This is a genomic window from Emergencia sp. JLR.KK010 (assembly GCF_037018265.1).
In the GTDB taxonomy this organism is placed as follows: Bacteria; Bacillota; Clostridia; order Peptostreptococcales; family Anaerovoracaceae; genus Senimuribacter; species Senimuribacter intestinalis.
The window spans coordinates 1,519,545-1,536,651 of record NZ_CP143550.1 but is presented as its reverse complement, the minus strand read 5'-3'; the positions used below and the strand labels follow the sequence as shown (position 1 = coordinate 1,536,651).

Genomic DNA, 17,107 nt, shown 5'->3' with positions numbered 1-17,107 from the left:
GAAAATATGCACACTACAGTTTTCCGGTAGTGCACACTCATCCATAAAAAAACTGCCCGCTTTCATAATATGTAAGTAGACAGCTTTCGCTTATTTTCTCATCAACTTGTGAATCTGGTCAAGCTCTTCCTCAAAGTCCTTGGAAACAGCGCCTGGATTTCTGCGAAGAATGTTCACCGCTCTTCGGTACTCCTTATCGGTACGCTCTGCCAGTTTCTGTCTATGAGTCTCCAGCCTTTCATAAAAGTCCACACGCTCCTGCAGCGCTTCCTGCTTATCGGTAAAATAGTTTTCTGCATAATCGCGAAGTGCTGCCAGTTTTGTCTCATACTCTCTTCGGGATTCTCTCAAATTTCGCTCAAAGCGATTGCGGAACTTTTCTGCTTTCGCCCCCTGCTCTTCCTTAAATTTCCGAATATCATCTTCAGCAAGGGCATAGACAAAATCAATTCTGCTCTGCAGTCTGCGCAGTTCCTCGTTGCTCTCTGCTTTTTTGATCAGCATAGCCTTTAAATCCAGCGCTTCGTTTACAGAAATGGTCATATCCACCGAGATCAATATGACAAGCGCCATTGCCGCAGCATCAATTGCTCCCATTGGAATCTGCAGCACTAGTTCTTCAATGGGAGGATGCAGCACTCTGACCAAAAGAATGGAAAATCCGCCCCACGCCAGAGATACAAATAGACAGATATGCCCATTCAAATTCAGCCTGTGCTGTGAGTAATCCCAATAGCGCACGCCAAAAATCTTCTGCATCGCCGCACCAGTGCAGTACTCCAGGATTGTCGAACTAATCATGCCAAACAGATAAATCAGTGGCAGGCTGTTGCGCACACCTAAAGTGGCAAAGAGAATCACAATTGCACCCGACCCATAAATCGGCAAGAATGGTCCATGCATAAAACCTCGATTTTCAAAATGTCCTGTGCGAACAGACACATACACAGTCTCCCAAATCCAGCCCAGAAAACAATATATAAAAAATAGAAACACCCACTGTGTCGGACTATAATACATCGGTTTTCTTTCCCTCTTTATGACATAGTTCCGTATTCGGACAGCTTCCGCAATGGAAATTGCACTTTTCTTCGTTAATATATCTCTCTGCTTCATTTTTCGATGCCATGACAACGGTGGCAAAGCCAATCAGCCCCAATACCACAGCTACCACAACGATATATCCAATATGACTAAAAAAATATTCCATTTTATATGTCCTCCAACTCGTTTTTCGTTAATCCGCCTTCTGCCATTTTAGCACAAGAAACGCCGAATGAAAACAGGCATATTTTTCAGCCCTACGGCAGGGGTGCGAAAAATTATCAGCGAATTGAACTGTGACAAAAGTGACAAATTTCTTGATTTTTGTCACTTTTATCAAGATTGAATCCCGCAGCAAGAGGTTCGTTTAATCATTCCTCGAACACTTCTCAGCGTCAATGGCAAGCACCAGCATCAGCACATACAGCGCGTCCTTTGAATCTTCGATATCCAGCACGTAAGTATCTGTCCAGTGGAATAACTCTTTGGAAATCACGGCTACCTTTCTTCCATCGACACCGATGACTTCGTAATCCCATTCCATGAAATCTCCTTCGATATGCCAACCGTTAAAGTCGATATGATACCGTGGCTTCAGAAATGAAAACTCCTTGCTGATACTTCCGATATATCCCTCTCCTTCGTAGATTTCAAACTTAGGCAGCCATGTCAATACTTTCTCCCTGACTGTTCCGACTTCACTTCCCCGCGCGTCAAAAATTTTCAGGCAATGTCCCCAGGCAAGCTGCCCCTGCACCGTGTACACCGGTCGTTCTGATTCATCATATATATCATAACTGTCAAACCATGAAAAAAATCTCTGTTTAAATCTCAGCTTCATCCCGTACCTCTCATTAAAATCAAATTACCTGAAATTATTATACCACAAGCGCAGCACCTGGTGCTGCGGCGGCGTATGCCGCCTGTGCCGTAGGCACAGAGTTTGTGATTCAATGTTCTCTCAGGCGTCAGAATCTTCAATTCTGCTAACGCCGTGAGGTTATTATACCACATATTGATAGCAGCAGAAAGAGAAATCGCAGGTGCGGAAAGGCAAAACCTTGAAAACTTTTGCGGCTTTGTTCGCGGATTACCTGTTGCAGTTTCATGGGTTTGTCGTGATTACACAGTACATGCATCTTGAAAAAATTCCCATTCTATCGTATAATTAGAAGTAAGAAACCTGAAATCATGTGAATTTATATGAAAGGACAGAAATTATGAAAAGAAGAAAATTATTATCCCTCGTTCTTGCTTTTGCGTTGGTTCTAACCACTGCTTTCGCAGGTGCGGAAAGTATCTTTGCGGGGACTGTGTCTGACGCAGCTGGTACCCCAGCCACAGAAATTACAGCACAGGGCGCAAATTCAACAGAAGATATCAATGCATATGTCGCCAGAATGACCACAGGCAGTGACAATGTTACTGTCATTCCGGTCAAAACAACAAAAGGCGGCACCTTGGCAATTCCACTTTCCGGCGTTGAAGTAGGAAAAGGCGTTACCGTAACCCTGCACTCTACTTCTGCTGCAACCAGCGGAGACAAAATTGGCTACTCCAAATATCTAAGCAGTTCAAAAGTAGAAGACACCCTGTACGCAAAAGTAAAAAAAGCGGGCACTTACTATTTGAAGTTTGAAACTGCAAGCTACAACGCTGGCATGCCGCAGTCCGTAGGATTTCGCGCTATTCTCTATCCTGCAGGCGGCACGCTGACCAAAGGCAAAGTATTCTACGGCGCAAGTCCGGATAACAGTGGCGTTTCCTACTATAAGGTAACCGCCCCTGGCAACGGCTATCTGACTGTTAGCTTTCCAGAAAGACTAACCGACTACTCTAGTTTCAACATTAAACTGATGAATTCCAAGAAAAACAGTCTGTTCACCAACTTTGAATATCTGTCTTCCAGCAAGGCATACAAGACCACCATCGGCGTTGCGAAAGGCACCTATTACATTGCGGTAAAGAATTCTGACAATGCTTACGGTATCAAAGTTTCTTTCACCAGCGTCAAGGAAAGCAGCGGCTCTTCCAAGAGCAAGGCAAAGTCCATTTCCAAGGGCAGTACCAAGAAAGGCATCATCACTGCAGCGCAGAGTGCAACTTCTGGAGACTGGTACAAATTTAAAATAACCAAAACCCAGTATGTCAAATTTACCTTTAAAGTAAAGGCTAACGGCGGCGGCAGTTCTGGCGGACTGAAAGCAGCTTTCTATCAATCCGGTAAAACCTATCCGGCTACCAGCGTCAACTGTTACGGCGATGATGGCAAAGAAGTGCAGCTATACACCATCGGCAAAGGCACTAAGCTGGCGCCGGGCACTTACTACATCAAGGTCCAGAAGTATAGTCACGGAAATGGTTACTATACGCTGAAATGGAACAAGTAATAAAACTATAAGTATACAAAAACACCGGCTTATCATCAGTCGGTGTTTTTATGTTCAAAACTAGCCATGCATTCAATGCGTGGTTTCTTATATATAAAAAAGGCGGGAATACTCCCGCCCATTGTTTTTAGTTTTCTTTCAGTTTGGCTACCAGTTCGCCTGCTTTAACCTGCTGGCCTTCGTGTACATAGATTGTGTCTACGACGCCCTTTGCAGTTGCCAGAATATTGGTTTCCATCTTCATCGCTTCGATGACTGCGATCGGCTGTTTTTCTTCTACCGCTTCGCCTTCCTTCACCAAAATCTTCAGGATATTGCCCGGGATATTGGCGCCGATTTCCATCGGATCGTCCTCGTTTGCAAAACGTGCAGTTGCGATGGAAGAAACAGCAGACTGCATATCTTCGTCCTTAATCTTAACGATTCTTCTGTTGCCGTTGACTTCAAATACCAAATCGCGGTTGCCTTCCGGATCTACGCCTCTGATTTCGTGCAGCTTGATGACCAACACTTTTCCTTCCTCCAGCTTGACTTCACAGGTTTCACCTTCGGAAAGACCGTGGAAGTAGATATCGCTGCCCATGTATCTAAAGTTCCCATCCTTTTTCAGGCTCTTGTGGTAGTCTTCAAATACTTTAGAGTACATTGCATAACTGATGATATCCTGCGGCGTTGCATCTATTCCCAGTTCATCTTTCAGATGCGCTTTGATTGCACCGAAATCTTCCGGCGGTAAAAGTTCACCAGGTCTGCAGGTAATCGGTGTTTTACCTTTCAGCACAACTTTCTGAATATCTTCTGGGAAACCGCCTTCTGGCTGCCCCATCATACCTTCAAAGTAAGATACAGTGGAATCCGGGAAGTCGATATCCTTACCCTTTTCAACGATGTTCTCCGGTGTAATGTCGTTCTGTACCATAAAGATTGCCAAATCGCCCACTACCTTGGAGGACGGTGTTACCTTGATGATATCACCCAGCATCTGATTTACTGTTTTATACATATCCTTTACTTCCTGGAACTTGTGTCCAAGGCCGAAGGATTCTACCTGCGGTTTCAGGTTGGAGTACTGCCCGCCAGGGATTTCATACTTGTAGATTTCCGCAGTGGAAGTCGCCATATCGGATTCAAAGTTCTTGTAAACCGGTCTAACATCTCTCCAGTATTCGGAAATCTTCTGAATACCGTCAAGATCTATGCCTGTATCTCTGCTACTGTTTTCAACAGCAGCAACCACAGAGTTCAGCGCTGGCTGAGAAGTCAGACCGCTCATACTGTTAAATGCTGCATCTACTACGTCTACGCCTGCCTGTGCAGCCATCAGAATGGTAGCCACACCGTTTCCACTGGTATCGTGGGTGTGCAGATGAATCGGCATATCCACCTCTTCCTTCAGCGCTTTCACCAGCTTATAAGCTGCCATCGGCTTGAGAAGACCGGACATATCCTTGATGCCCAGAATGTGAGAGCCTCTCTTCTCCAGCTCCTTTGCCATTCTGATATAGTAATCCAGATTGTATTTGGTTCTGGAATCATCCAGAATATCTCCGGTGTAGCACAGGCATGCTTCTGCAATTTTGCCCTGTTTCAAGGTTTCATCCAGAGCTACTTCCATACCCTGAATCCAGTTCAGAGAGTCAAAGATACGGAACACATCGATACCAGCAGCCGCAGACTGCTTGACGAATTCTCTGATTACATTATCCGGATAGTTCTTGTAGCCGACTGCGTTGGCCCCTCTGATCAGCATCTGGAACATAACATTAGGAATCTTGGCACGCAGCGTTTCCAGTCTTTCCCATGGAGATTCCTTGAGGAACCTGAAGGAAGTATCGAAGGTTGCACCGCCCCACATTTCGATGGAGAACAGGTCTTTGCCGTAAAGCGCCATTGCCGGTGCAATCTTTTCCATATCTACAGTTCTGACCCTGGTTGCCATCAGGGACTGCTGAGCATCTCTTGTCGTGGTATCCGTAATCAGCAGTTTCTTCTGTTCTTTGGTCCATTTTGCAACAGCCTCCGGTCCTTCCATGTCGAGAAGCTGCTTAGTTCCTTTCAACGTGTTGATTTCGGTCATCGGAATCTTCGGGAATACCGGCACGTCAAACTGCGGCTTGACGCCTTTTGTCTCATTGACGACTTTATTTCCGATGAAGTTTAAAACCTTCAGTTCTTTATCATCAGCTTTTCTGATATTGAGCAGCTCAGGGTTAGCCCCGATAAAGCCGGTATCACAATCGCCCGCTTTAAAGGTAGGATGATTCAGTACATTAAGTAAAAAACCGATATTGGTCTTAACGCCTTTAATCTGAGTTTCACGCAGGGCTCTGATCGCCTTTCTGGTCGCGCCCTCAAAGGTATTGGAATATGCCGTAATCTTAACCAGTAAGCTGTCATAATATGGAGATACGACAGAACCGGTAAATCCATTGCCGCCGTCCAAACGAATGCCGTAGCCGGAAGCACTTCTGTAAAGTTCGATGGTTCCGGTATCAGGCGCAAAACCGTTGGCAGGGTCTTCTGTGGTAATTCTGCACTGAATCGCATTTCCTCTCATCTGAATATCTTTCTGGCTTCTGATGCCGACTTCGTCGGAATCAAGCGGATATCCTTCGGCGATGAGAATCTGAGATTGTACGATATCAATACCGGTTACCATTTCTGTTACCGTATGCTCTACCTGGATTCTCGGATTCATCTCGATAAAGTAGTGATTGCCATGTTTATCCAGCAAAAATTCAACTGTACCTGCACTTCTGTAGTTTACGGCTCTTGCGATTTTCAGCGCATCTTCGCAGATTGCCTTTCTCTTTTCCTCAGTCAGACACAGCGCCGGCGTAAACTCGATAACCTTCTGGTGTCTTCTCTGAATGGAGCAGTCTCTTTCGCAAAGATGCACTACATTGCCGTATTTGTCTCCCAAAATCTGCACTTCGATGTGCTTCGGGCTTTCTAAATATTTTTCAATAAAGATGTCGTCGATGCCGAAGGCTTTCTTCGCTTCGCTCTTTGCACTTCTATACTCCGGCAGCAGATCCTGCTCGTTTCTGACAATACGCATACCGCGTCCGCCGCCGCCGGCAGCAGCCTTGAGCATAATCGGATAGCCGCACTTCTGTGCAAACTCAACAGCTTCCTTTTCAGTTTGAATTGCCTTTTCTACACCTGGAATAGTAGGAACGCCTACCTTCATTGCGACCAGTTTGGACTGAATCTTGTCGCCCAGACTTCCCATCATCTTGTCAGTCGGTCCGATAAATTCGATGCCTGCGTTTTCACATGCCGCTGCGAACTCCTGATTCTCTGAAAGGAATCCATAGCCCGGATGAATGGCGTCTACACCCTTGGCTTTTGCTAGCTCGATGATTTCCTCGATGGCAAGGTAAGCCGCAACTGGCGCTTTGCCTTTGCCAATCTGATAGGATTCATCTGCTTTGGTTCTGAACAGCGAATTCTTGTCTTCTTCTGAGTAAACTGCAACGGTTCTAATCCCCAGCTCGTTACAAGCACGGAAAATTCGAATTGCAATCTCGCCTCTGTTGGCGACCAGCACTCTCTTGAATTTTTTAATTTCTTTCATTTTTCTCTCCCATTCTCTCATCTCACAGGTTCAGAATTTTTCCGCCCCAGAGATGTATAAAAAAATTAAAATAATTTAAAAAACTATTGAATGATATGAATATCAACCTGGGGATAAGGAATCTCAATACCCGCCTGGTCAAAAGCAATTTTTACATTTTCCTCTAAATAATATTTTACATCAAAATAGTCCTCTGTGGAACACCAAACTTTCAAATCCATCAAAATCGCATGGTCTCCATGGGACGATACACCGATAACAAACTCCGGTTCTTTTTGCGCCTTGGGACAACGCTCAGCAACAGCAAGCAGGATTTCCTTTGCTTTTCCGATATCCGCCTGATAACTGATGCCAAAGGTACAGTCCACTCTGCGCATCTGTTCTCTGGAATAATTGGTTAAAATTGATGTGGTAATGGTCCCATTGGGAATGGTCACCACTTTATTGTCAAAGGTATGCAGCTTCGTTGTCAAAAGGTCGATGGCGTCAACCACACCTATAGTTCCGCTTACCTCTATGGTATCATCTTTGTTAAAAGGTTTGTTCATCAATATGATGATGCCGCCTGCCACATTGCCGAGGCTGTCCTTAAGAGCCAGCGCAATGGCAGCGCCGCCTGCGCCCAGCACTGCAACTAGTGATGCCGGACTAATTCCCAGCATCGGCAGCACCGATACGATTAGTACGATCCACAGAATAATCCGGGTAGATTTTAGAATAAATAAATACAATGCTTCATCCAGATTGGATCGCTCCAGTGCCTTTTTCTCAATCCGCAGAATAATGCGAATGGCAATCCAGCCAAGTAGGACGACGAGCAGCGTTGTTCCAAGATCTATTAAAAGTTCTATGTTTTTTTGAGACATATATTATCTCCCTGATCTTCTTCTTTCAATCTCGCGAAGCAGCTTTTTGCGCAGCCTGATATCATCCGGTGTAATTTCTACCAATTCATCGTCAGCAATAAATTCCAACGCTTCTTCCAAAGTGAAAGTTCTCGGCGGTGAAAGTTTAACAGCATCATCATTTCCCGCTGCACGCATATTGGTGGCTTTCTTCGCTTTGCAAGGGTTTACCTCCATGTCATCACTTCTGGAATTCATGCCTACAATCATGCCTTCGTAAACTTTGGTTCCTGGATCCACAAACATCTGCACACGCTCACTGATACTAGCCAGTGCGTAAGGAGTGCATACGCCCTCTTCAATGGCAATGGCAACGCCGTTGGTTCTGCCTGCAATATCTCCCTTGTATGCTTCAAAGGTAAGGAATCTGCGCTCCATAGTCCCCTCTCCGTGGGTGTCGTTGATAAATTCAGAGCGGTAGCCTAAAAGTCCTCTTGTCGGCACGTGATATTCCAGCTTGGAATAGCCGTTTTCGCCGGTCATCTGCACCATAATCCCTTTACGGAGATTCAGTTTAGAGATTACTGTTCCAGTATATTCATCAGGCACGCTGAGCACCACTTCTTCAATAGGCTCCAGCTTTTTACCCTGTTCATCTTTTCTGTAAATCACTTCCGGCTTGGAAACCGCCAGTTCATATCCTTCTCTTCTCATATTTTCAATAAGAATAGAAAGGTGCAGTTCCCCTCTGCCGGATACTTTGAAACTGTCAGTGGAATCTGTATCCTCCACCATCAGACCTACATTGACCTCCAGTTCCTTGTTCAGTCTTTCCCTGATATGTCTTGAGGTGACAAATTTGCCAACTTTTCCGGCAAACGGCGACTTGTTTACCATAAAATTCATAGAAAGAGTCGGTTCTTCGATGTGAATCATCTCCATCGGCTCAGGTTTTGCCACATCGCAGATAGTCTCACCGATAGAAATATCTGCAATACCGGAAACTACGACAATATCACCGCACTCAGCCTGCGGCACTGCTATCCGCTTAAGCCCTCTGTATACAAAGACCTGATTGACCTTTCTCTGTACAATCTGACCGTCTTCCTTTGCAACGGCTACAGTCTGCCCTTCCTTCAAAACACCTCTCGTGATTCTGCCGATGCCTAATCTTCCGATATAGTCATCGTAAGCCAGCGTGGATACCTGCAGCTGCAGCGGTTCTTCTCGCAAATCAGCATAAGGCTCGCAGTGCTCGATAATCGTGTCAAAAAGCGGCGTAATGTCAAGACCTGCAAATCCTGCCGGCGTGTGTTTCATTTTCACATCACCTTGTTCTACAGAAAGCCCCTCCGCCTCCTTCGGGTCACGAACCGCAATCCCCTGTCTTGCAATCCCGTAAAGAATCGGAAAATCAAGCTGTGTATCGTTTGCATTTAGATCCATGAAAAGTTCATAAACCTCATCCACGACCTCATCAATTCTTGCGTCTTTTTTATCTATTTTATTAATGAATAAAATCGGATTCAGCCCCTGTTCCAAAGATTTGCTCAGTACAAATCTGGTCTGCGGCATCGGTCCCTCGCTGGAATCCACCAACAAAATTACCGTATCCACCGTCTTCATAATACGTTCCACTTCTGAAGAAAAGTCCGCATGCCCCGGCGTATCTACAATATTAATCTTTACATCACCGTGCATCACAGAACAGTTCTTGGAATAGATGGTAATGCCTCTTTCCCTTTCGATGTCATCACTATCCATAACACAGTCAGCAACTTCCTCGTTTGCTCGAAATACTCCGCTCTGATTGAGAAACGCATCAACCAGGGTGGATTTTCCCGCATCGACATGAGCGATGACTGCTATATTAATTATCTTTTGTTTGTCTGTCATTTCATTACCTTCTTTTTTTGAAAAAAATACTTATTAATTTTACCACGTTAACGCATCTTGTTCAATAGTTTGTGCAAGGTTTTTGTATTTTTTTGTTAAATTTTTATAATATTCATCTATATTTTTTGTGTATACAACTACAGTTCACCTTCCGGCGTTCTTTTGCATACTATAACGTATGATTAAATTTAGGAGGACTACTTATGCCTAGTGTTTTTTTAAGCCCCTCAACCCAGGAATACAACCTTTTTGTAAACGGCGGTACCGAGGAATACTATGCCAATCTCATCACCGATGCCATGATTCCTTATCTCAGAGCAAGCGGCATCACTTTTTCCAGAAACAATCCTGGCGGCACGGTGAGCAACTCTATCGCCGATTCCAATGCCGGAAACTACGATCTGCACTTTGCCATTCACTCCAACGCTGCACCGCCCAATCTTGCCGGCGCTATCAAAGGTCCCGACGTATATTATTACAGAGACTCCGCTGCCGGAAAAAGCGCTGCCGAAATTACCGCAAACAATCTAAAACAGATCTATCCAAATCCGTCTCTAGTCACTGCAGTTCCAACCACCACCCTGGCAGAACTGCGCCGCACAAAGGCTCCCGCCGTTCTGGTAGAGGTCGCCTACCATGATAACGTCGATGACGCTAACTGGATCAAAAACAATATCAACGCCATTGGACGCAACTTCGCACTTTCCATCGCCGATATTCTCGGCGTTCCTTTTGTAGAGGCCTGATGCTTCACAGCTGATCTATCGTAGGATTTACATGGTAAAAGTCACGCAGCGCTTCATACTGCCGCTGCGCTCTCTCTGCTCGGCTACTTCCTGCATTTGCATTCTTTACAGCCTTTATCATGATATTTCTTGCCGTATGCGCAAGGCTGGTAAATTCAATCATCGCTACATCATAGCCGCAGGCTTCCAGTTTAAGGCCGCGCAGACCGTCTGTCAGGTATTCTGTCAGGCGGTCTTTTAAAATTCCGTGTTTCAGCATAGGCTGATGGATTTCGCTCTTAATCTGAGAAAACAGCTCATGCTGGCAGCAAGGCACTGACAAGATTACCTTAGTATTCCAAGAAACTGCATTGATGAGTGCATAATCTGTAGCAGTATCACAAGCATGAAGCGTCACTACCATATCCGCATAGTCTGCGGTGTAGTCTGCAATATCACCCCGCAAGAACTGCAGTCCGTCGTATTGCAAATCTTCCGCAATTTTACTGCAGAACTGAATGACATCCTCTTTCAGATCCAGTCCGATAATTTCCACATCCCGCTCTTTCAAAATTTTCAAGTAGTAATAAAGCGCAAAAGTAAGATAAGCCTTGCCACAGCCAAAGTCAATGATTCGCAGCGTCCTGTCCTTTGGGAGAGACGAAAACACCTCCTCCACGATTTCCAGATACCGGTTAATCTGTCTATACTTGCTGTAGTGTTTTTGTATCACATTTCCGTCTTTGTCCATAACTCCAAGTCGCACCAAAAAGTCGCAAGGTGTCTTTTCTGGAATAATCCGCCTCTTTTCTCTGTTGTGTTCCAGGGTTGGCATGCCTTTTGTGGCAGGCTTTGTGGTAATTCTCGGCTTTTCCGGCTTTGCTGCCAGCACTTGCAAATCCTCAGAAAGCGTAAAAATGTTTACTTGTTTAAATTCCTCTCGCACAAGACGCATCGCCAAAGCTGCCGCTTCCGACTCCGAAAGATTCTCGTGAGTCACCTTTTTTTCGAAGGTACGCTCTGCCTGAAAGCACGACTTTCCCGAAATCTTCAGTGGTCTGATGGTGACCTTTGTACAAGCAAGTGATTTTTTGCGCTTGCCGGAAAAGATCATCCGTACCAATTCACCCGTTGAAAATATATCGTTAAGCAGTGTCTGCAATGTTTCCATTTTCTATAGTTCTCCTCTAGTTTATTCCTGTCAGATTCATCAGCTGCGGCGTCAAATAGCATTCAAGTACAGCTGCGACAATCAAAAGCGGTATTACGACCATCACAAAACCCTTAGCAATTCCATTGAGCTTAGGTAGAATTTTTTCATCCCTTGCCTTTCCGAAAATTTTCATGGTGAGGATTTTGCAAAGATAGATGCCCATAGCCATGGAAAGAAAAAAGGCTGGAAGTTCAAAAATCCCGTGAGGCAAAAGTCCAAATATAATAATCTTGGTCAGGCTGACAGCACCGCTTGCCTGCACGATTCCCAGCAGTGCGCCGATCATCATTGCATTGGAAAGCAGCGCCCAAGCAGGTAGGAATATAAATGGGATGAATCCGATTCCTACACAGGTAGCACAAGCAAAAAGATTGCTGCGAAAAAGGGATAGAAGCGAAAGTGTTCCATCTTTTCCTGTCACAGCTTCTACGTTTGGCATATAAAGCGCCAGCGCACTCTGTGCATCTTGGCTGTTTTCATAAAAATAAAAGCTAAAAACTGCAGTCACCACGATGAACACGACTCCTACAGCCAAGGTCATTTTCAGTAGTTTTTCTCTCATAAGCATCTCCTGTTTATCCGTAAATCTTTGCCAGAATCCACAGCATGGAATTAGTTGGAAGAATTCTGTACAAAAGCCCCAGAAATTCATTAGAAAGTCCGACAATTTTGTGCGCAGGAAGTTTCTTTCGCCGAACTAGTGCGCATACAGTGTCCGCCACCTTCACAGGGCTCATGCCGTTTTGCTCAGACTGTTCCATCTTTGCAACCGATGCTGCGATCCTTCCTTTATAAGTATCATCGCCCTCTGCTGTCTTTACTCGATTTTCTGTAAACTCAGTTTTCACATCGTTGAGCATGACAGTACAAGTTTCCACACCAAAAGGCTTCATTTCTATACCTAGTGCATCACTAAAGGCATTCACCCCGGCTTTGCTGGCTGCATAATAGCTCTGGAACGGAATAGGAAAAATTGCCGCAAGAGAGGAAATAAAGATAATTTTTCCTCCACCCTGCGCTCTCATCCGGTAAGCCGCCTGCTGTGCGCAGGCGATAGCACCGAATACATTGACTTCAAATTGTCTGCGATAATCCTTTTCGCTGGTAAATTCCGCCGCACCGGAAATCCCCATGCCTGCATTGACAACCAGCAGATCAATACAACCTGCCTTTTCCTGCACTTTCTCAAAAGCAGCAGCCACGCTTTCCCTTTTCGTCACATCGCAGCTAATCCAATCTATTTCAGAAAGATTTGCACTGCTTCTTGCAAGCCCAAAGACCTGGTATCCATCTGCAAGCAACGCCTTTGCGATTTCCAGGCCGATGCCCTTGGACGCGCCGGTCACTACTGCACATCTATGTTTCATACGTTATTTCATCTCCCTTTTATCATCTGACTCCAGTTTGCGATAAATCTCTTTGCGTGCACCTCTTGTGCGAATCAGACTTCTCATCCAGAACACGATAAGTAGAATCAGGAAGAGCACGCCTGCATCCATACGCCACTGCAAACTCCCATCTAATAAATCTATGACTGCAATTATCGCTGCAATCACAACAACCATGATTAAATCTTTAATTTTCTTGTTCAACTTGCTACCTCATTTCAATTCTTCTCTTATTGCTCAGCGCCATATACCCCGATATAGATTCGATTTCGACCGCTTCCATGCTCACGCAGAAGCCCCTTCTCGCAAAGTCTTCTCAATAGCTGGTAAGCTTTTGTAGTTTTTATTTGTAAAAGAGACTCTGTTTCTTTTCGGGTAATAAAGCCCTTTGCTCTCACATGGCGTAAAATACGTTCCTCTTCTGTGATATAAGGGATAGGCGCACCTTCTGAAGATGCATAAACGTATCTGATTTCCGGCATCTTAATACCCCCTAAAGCAAGTTCCTGCGCTTCATCACCGATTTGGTTCTTTTCATAAACTGTATCCTCATCAGAATTGCGGTTCGGAAGTGTTACTCGAAACGCGCCCTGTGCTGTCTCAATCTTTGGCTGTTTCGGCTCTTCCCTATACATCCGCATAATCTTGCTGATGCCTGTACCATAACTTTCAATCAGGCCCATCCTATAAAAAATTGAAGCCAAATTAGGATTTCTTGATTGAGAAACCCCTATAAGAATCGCTTCAAGGGATAACCCCTGCACCAGACCACCTAAAGAGATAAATTCTACACGATCCTCATAAATATTGACCAGCGTGCTTGCACTGAAAGCATAATCCCGATGTACAATGCAGTTGATCAAAGCCTCTCTGACTGCACCTTCTGGATAATCACGCCGATCAATTCTGTTTAATCCAGAAAAAGTGGCCTTTGTCTTATTACTCAAATCAATCAGTTCATACACACTGCGCAACTGCTTCAAAAGCGAACCAGAAAATTCTTTCCTGCTAAGAAAAACTTCCTTCTCCTTACCCTGAAAAATTGCGACTTTAATACTGTGTTCACACTGATCCGACAAGAGCTGCGCTAAGTTGGTGTAAAGACCGTCCTCTCCAATCAAATGCAGATTTCTCATCTGGGATATGCCAAACTCGATTTCTTTTTGCTGCATCTCAGCCTCTAACACAGAAAATGTAAGATTCTGCTCCATACTGCGACTGTCCTCATAAGATTTACCGCTGCCGTCCAGTATCAGCTTTCTGATACCCTCATCACTAACGGGCAAACAGGCGCTGCCCTGCCTGATATAAACCCCCGAAGGTCGCAATCCCTTGCTCTTTAAATAATACGGTCTTCTAGTTCCCACCTGCACTTCAATCTCAACAACTGCTTTTCCTTCTATCTCAACGGTTCTAATCTGTACAAAAGGCATGACATCCGGCATAATCCCATCAGAAAGAGCACTGGAAACCTGTAACATCACCGCATCCGAATCATCTACCCCTCTTACGCTTCCGTCATTTCTGATTCCAATATAAATGCTGCCTCCTTCTGCATTGGCAAAGGCAATGACTTCTTTCTTGATATCACCTGTGAAAACTTCTTTCCATTCCACGTCTATATTTTCAATCCGCTTCATCTCAGTTTCCCTCCTACAATAACTTCTTTCTTTTTATTATAACCAAAAAAACAAAAAATTCAACCGTAAAAGAAAGAAAAAGAAAGATTGTGAAATAAAAAATTCTATAACAAATGAAAAACAAGAGTCCATAAAGTCGCCAAGGACTACAGACTCCTGCTTTCTATGCATAAGTCTAATATTTTTTCTTTTCAGTGCATTAGAAAAAACGATTTTCAACAGAAAAAGGTTGCTTTATCGCAACCTTTTTGACTATAAAGATGGCCTGGTTTATTCCTTCAAATCCCAGTCGATAGCACTCTGCCCGCTGTCTTCCAAAAAAGCGTTAGCCTTTGAGAAATACTGTCCGCCGTAAAAGCCGTTATACGCAGACAGCGGGCTGGGATGAGCTCCAGTCAGAATCAGATGATTCGAATTTGTAATCAGGCTTTGTTTTGATTTTGCATTACCGCCCCAGAGAATGAACACCATAGGTTTTTCTCTCTGGTTGAGAAGCCTGATTACCTGATCGGTAAATATTTCCCAGCCCTTTCCTTTATGGGAATTAGGCTGATGTTCACGTACGGTAAGACATGTATTAAGCAGCAGCACCCCCTGCTCTGCCCATTTAACAAGGTAGCCGTGATCCGGCGGATTGAGCCCCAAATCATCCTTTAACTCCTTAAAAATGTTCACAAGTGAAGGCGGCTGTTTGATACCCGGCCGTACGGAAAAGGACATGCCGTGAGCCTGCCCCGGACCATGATAAGGGTCCTGACCCAAAATCACCACCTTGACATCATCATAGTCTGTATACTTTAGCGCATTGAAGATGTCATGCATATCCGGATAAATAGTTTTGCTCCTGTACTCCGCAATTAGAAACTGCCGCAGCTTTTGATAATATTCTTTTTCAAATTCTCCTGCTAATATTTCGTCCCAGTGATTTCCTATATTTACCATAATGATTTCATCCCTTCTGCGGGTTTTCAAGACCCATTTCTTCATATCTGAGCCATCTGCCCTTTTTAATATAAATCAGCATCATAACAGCACCAATCATCCATGTAATTGGATATCCTAGAATCAGCAAATTCAGCTGATGCGCAAAGCTGAGACTGGCTTTAATCCAAATTACCCTGCAAACGCACAACGAGAAGATGGAAATGACCATACCCTCAAAAGTTCTTCCGACACCGCGAATTGCGCCGATGGCAATCTGCAGAATCGCTAAAACCCAGTAGAATGGATACATATACTTCATCATATAAATGCCTGTCTCGATAACCGCCTGCTCGCCAGTGAAAATCCGAATAATGTATGGACCAAAGACCAGCATCACAGCACCTGCAACCAATGCATAAGCAGTACCCATGCCGATGGACGTTTTCATACCATGCTTGATTCGGTCAACCTTCTGCGCACCGAAGTTCTGTCCGCAGAAGGTCGTTGCTGCCATGCTGATACTTAAAACCGGCAGCAGAATAAAGCCGTCTACTCTGTTAAATGCTGCATAAGACGCCATAACTGTAGCACCAAAACTGTTGACACTGGACTGTACGATGACATTGGACAGTGAAATTACAATGTTTTGTACACCTGTTGGCAGACCAATTTTTACAATCTTTGCCAGTAAATTGTCGTAAAAGCGAATCGCTTTGAAGTGCAGTTTATACATTTCATTGGTGCGCCGCAAAAACCGCAGAATAAAGAAACAGGAAATAGCCTGCGCAATATCTGTCGCAATAGCCGCCCCCACTACCCCCATTTTAAGTACTGCAACAAAGATAATATCCAAAATAGTATTAGATACCGCCGCAATAATCAGGTAAATCAGTGCACGTCTGGAGTTTCCTACGGCATTTAAAATACCCGCCAGCATGTTATAAATGACTGCAAAAAAATGCCCCGCAAAGAAAATCTGCAGGTATGCCTTTGCATCTGCAAACACCTCTTCCGGCGTATTCATCCAGCGAAGAATCCATGGTGTAGTCAGAAATCCTACGACTGACAAAATAATGCCTGCGCAGATGGCAATTGCCAAGGTAGTATGAATTGCCTTAAACACACCATCTTTATTCTGCGCACCATAAGCCTGAGAGGTCATTACTCCCGCACCTGCCGAAGCACCAATACAAAATCCGATAAGAAGCTGAATGATAGCGCCGCTTGCACCTACTGCTGCCAGCGCCTGACTTCCTACGATGTTGCCTACAATTACAGAGTCCACAATATTATAAAGCTGCTGAAACAGATTCCCTAAAATCAGCGGAATTGAAAAAAGGAGGATTTCCTTCCAGATTGTGCCCGATGTCATTAAAGTGTTATTTTTTTCCATTTGATATCTCCTTTCCTCTAAAGCGTTACTTTCATGTAAACACATTTTCAGGCATAAAGTCAAGAGGTT

The 17,107-nt window shown here is 44.5% G+C and carries 15 protein-coding genes; 2 read left to right on the top strand and 13 right to left on the bottom strand.

What is annotated here, in order from left to right:
• Nucleotides 1-90: 90 nt before the first annotated feature.
• The 3 genes from V1225_RS07330 to V1225_RS07320 form a co-directional block, all read right to left on the bottom strand.
• Nucleotides 91-1,020: a hypothetical protein gene (locus V1225_RS07330; protein ID WP_160202686.1), complete on the bottom strand. Its 930-nt coding sequence runs from the start codon at nucleotides 1,018-1,020 to the stop codon at nucleotides 91-93.
• Entirely contained in the window at nucleotides 1,010-1,210 is a 201-nt protein-coding gene (locus V1225_RS07325; protein WP_338548137.1) for a hypothetical protein, read from the bottom strand. Before V1225_RS07325 ends, V1225_RS07330 begins: the two co-directional genes overlap by 11 nt.
• Before the next feature lie 201 nt (nucleotides 1,211-1,411).
• Nucleotides 1,412-1,885 carry an LURP-one-related family protein gene (locus V1225_RS07320; protein ID WP_160202688.1) on the bottom strand — a complete coding sequence of 158 codons (474 nt, stop codon included), beginning with the start codon at nucleotides 1,883-1,885 and terminating at the stop codon, nucleotides 1,412-1,414.
• 379 nt (nucleotides 1,886-2,264) lie between these two features.
• Between V1225_RS07320 and V1225_RS07315 the strand changes: the two genes are divergently transcribed.
• Nucleotides 2,265-3,434, top strand: a complete 1,170-nt coding sequence (locus tag V1225_RS07315) for a hypothetical protein (protein ID WP_160202689.1) — start codon at nucleotides 2,265-2,267, stop codon at nucleotides 3,432-3,434.
• Between the two features lie 127 nt (nucleotides 3,435-3,561).
• Here V1225_RS07315 and V1225_RS07310 read toward each other — a convergent pair whose 3' ends face one another.
• The 3 genes from V1225_RS07310 to typA all read right to left on the bottom strand — a co-directional run bounded on the left by V1225_RS07310 (nucleotide 3,562) and on the right by typA (nucleotide 9,755).
• Nucleotides 3,562-7,014, bottom strand: coding sequence for a pyruvate carboxylase (locus tag V1225_RS07310; RefSeq protein WP_161908244.1), 3,453 nt, complete (start codon nucleotides 7,012-7,014; stop codon nucleotides 3,562-3,564).
• A gap of 83 nt (nucleotides 7,015-7,097) precedes the next feature.
• On the bottom strand, nucleotides 7,098-7,880 hold the full coding sequence (locus tag V1225_RS07305; RefSeq protein ID WP_160202690.1) for a mechanosensitive ion channel family protein: 783 nt from the start codon (nucleotides 7,878-7,880) through the stop codon (nucleotides 7,098-7,100).
• Nucleotides 7,881-7,883: 3 nt separating this feature from the next.
• The gene (gene typA, locus V1225_RS07300) at nucleotides 7,884-9,755 is read right to left on the bottom strand and encodes a translational GTPase TypA (protein WP_160202691.1); all 1,872 of its coding nucleotides are present in this window, start codon (nucleotides 9,753-9,755) and stop codon (nucleotides 7,884-7,886) included.
• Between the two features lie 203 nt (nucleotides 9,756-9,958).
• Between typA and V1225_RS07295 the strand changes: the two genes are divergently transcribed.
• Nucleotides 9,959-10,501 (top strand): N-acetylmuramoyl-L-alanine amidase, encoded by a 543-nt coding sequence (locus V1225_RS07295; RefSeq protein ID WP_160202692.1) that lies wholly within the window; start codon nucleotides 9,959-9,961, stop codon nucleotides 10,499-10,501.
• Between the two features lie 4 nt (nucleotides 10,502-10,505).
• On the opposite strand, the gene V1225_RS07290 is transcribed toward V1225_RS07295, so the two are convergent.
• The 7 genes from V1225_RS07290 to V1225_RS07260 all read right to left on the bottom strand — a co-directional run bounded on the left by V1225_RS07290 (nucleotide 10,506) and on the right by V1225_RS07260 (nucleotide 17,038).
• Nucleotides 10,506-11,651 carry an SAM-dependent methyltransferase gene (locus V1225_RS07290; protein WP_338548132.1) on the bottom strand — a complete coding sequence of 382 codons (1,146 nt, stop codon included), beginning with the start codon at nucleotides 11,649-11,651 and terminating at the stop codon, nucleotides 10,506-10,508.
• A 16-nt stretch (nucleotides 11,652-11,667) separates the two neighbouring features.
• Nucleotides 11,668-12,255: a stage II sporulation protein M gene (locus tag V1225_RS07285; RefSeq protein ID WP_338548130.1), complete on the bottom strand. Its 588-nt coding sequence runs from the start codon at nucleotides 12,253-12,255 to the stop codon at nucleotides 11,668-11,670.
• A gap of 13 nt (nucleotides 12,256-12,268) precedes the next feature.
• Nucleotides 12,269-13,060, bottom strand: a complete 792-nt coding sequence (locus V1225_RS07280) for an SDR family oxidoreductase (protein WP_160202695.1) — start codon at nucleotides 13,058-13,060, stop codon at nucleotides 12,269-12,271.
• Between the two features lie 3 nt (nucleotides 13,061-13,063).
• The gene (locus tag V1225_RS07275; protein WP_160202696.1) at nucleotides 13,064-13,285 is read right to left on the bottom strand and encodes a hypothetical protein; all 222 of its coding nucleotides are present in this window, start codon (nucleotides 13,283-13,285) and stop codon (nucleotides 13,064-13,066) included.
• Between the two features lie 26 nt (nucleotides 13,286-13,311).
• Nucleotides 13,312-14,721 carry an RNA-binding domain-containing protein gene (locus tag V1225_RS07270; RefSeq protein ID WP_251612679.1) on the bottom strand — a complete coding sequence of 470 codons (1,410 nt, stop codon included), beginning with the start codon at nucleotides 14,719-14,721 and terminating at the stop codon, nucleotides 13,312-13,314.
• Between the two features lie 270 nt (nucleotides 14,722-14,991).
• Nucleotides 14,992-15,663 carry a uracil-DNA glycosylase gene (locus V1225_RS07265; RefSeq protein ID WP_160202698.1) on the bottom strand — a complete coding sequence of 224 codons (672 nt, stop codon included), beginning with the start codon at nucleotides 15,661-15,663 and terminating at the stop codon, nucleotides 14,992-14,994.
• 7 nt (nucleotides 15,664-15,670) lie between these two features.
• Entirely contained in the window at nucleotides 15,671-17,038 is a 1,368-nt protein-coding gene (locus V1225_RS07260) for an MATE family efflux transporter (RefSeq protein WP_160202699.1), read from the bottom strand.
• Nucleotides 17,039-17,107 lie beyond the last annotated feature (69 nt).

Coding starts and splice junctions, on each gene's coding strand:
- V1225_RS07330 (WP_160202686.1), bottom strand. CDS start 1,020: ATGTATTATAGTCCGACACAGTGGGTGTTTCTATTTTTTATATATTGT.
- V1225_RS07325 (WP_338548137.1), bottom strand. CDS start 1,210: ATGGAATATTTTTTTAGTCATATTGGATATATCGTTGTGGTAGCTGTG.
- V1225_RS07320 (WP_160202688.1), bottom strand. CDS start 1,885: ATGAAGCTGAGATTTAAACAGAGATTTTTTTCATGGTTTGACAGTTAT.
- V1225_RS07315 (WP_160202689.1), top strand. CDS start 2,265: ATGAAAAGAAGAAAATTATTATCCCTCGTTCTTGCTTTTGCGTTGGTT.
- V1225_RS07310 (WP_161908244.1), bottom strand. CDS start 7,014: ATGAAAGAAATTAAAAAATTCAAGAGAGTGCTGGTCGCCAACAGAGGC.
- V1225_RS07305 (WP_160202690.1), bottom strand. CDS start 7,880: ATGTCTCAAAAAAACATAGAACTTTTAATAGATCTTGGAACAACGCTG.
- typA (WP_160202691.1), bottom strand. CDS start 9,755: ATGACAGACAAACAAAAGATAATTAATATAGCAGTCATCGCTCATGTC.
- V1225_RS07295 (WP_160202692.1), top strand. CDS start 9,959: ATGCCTAGTGTTTTTTTAAGCCCCTCAACCCAGGAATACAACCTTTTT.
- V1225_RS07290 (WP_338548132.1), bottom strand. CDS start 11,651: ATGGAAACATTGCAGACACTGCTTAACGATATATTTTCAACGGGTGAA.
- V1225_RS07285 (WP_338548130.1), bottom strand. CDS start 12,255: ATGAGAGAAAAACTACTGAAAATGACCTTGGCTGTAGGAGTCGTGTTC.
- V1225_RS07280 (WP_160202695.1), bottom strand. CDS start 13,060: ATGAAACATAGATGTGCAGTAGTGACCGGCGCGTCCAAGGGCATCGGC.
- V1225_RS07270 (WP_251612679.1), bottom strand. CDS start 14,721: ATGAAGCGGATTGAAAATATAGACGTGGAATGGAAAGAAGTTTTCACA.
- V1225_RS07265 (WP_160202698.1), bottom strand. CDS start 15,663: ATGGTAAATATAGGAAATCACTGGGACGAAATATTAGCAGGAGAATTT.
- V1225_RS07260 (WP_160202699.1), bottom strand. CDS start 17,038: ATGGAAAAAAATAACACTTTAATGACATCGGGCACAATCTGGAAGGAA.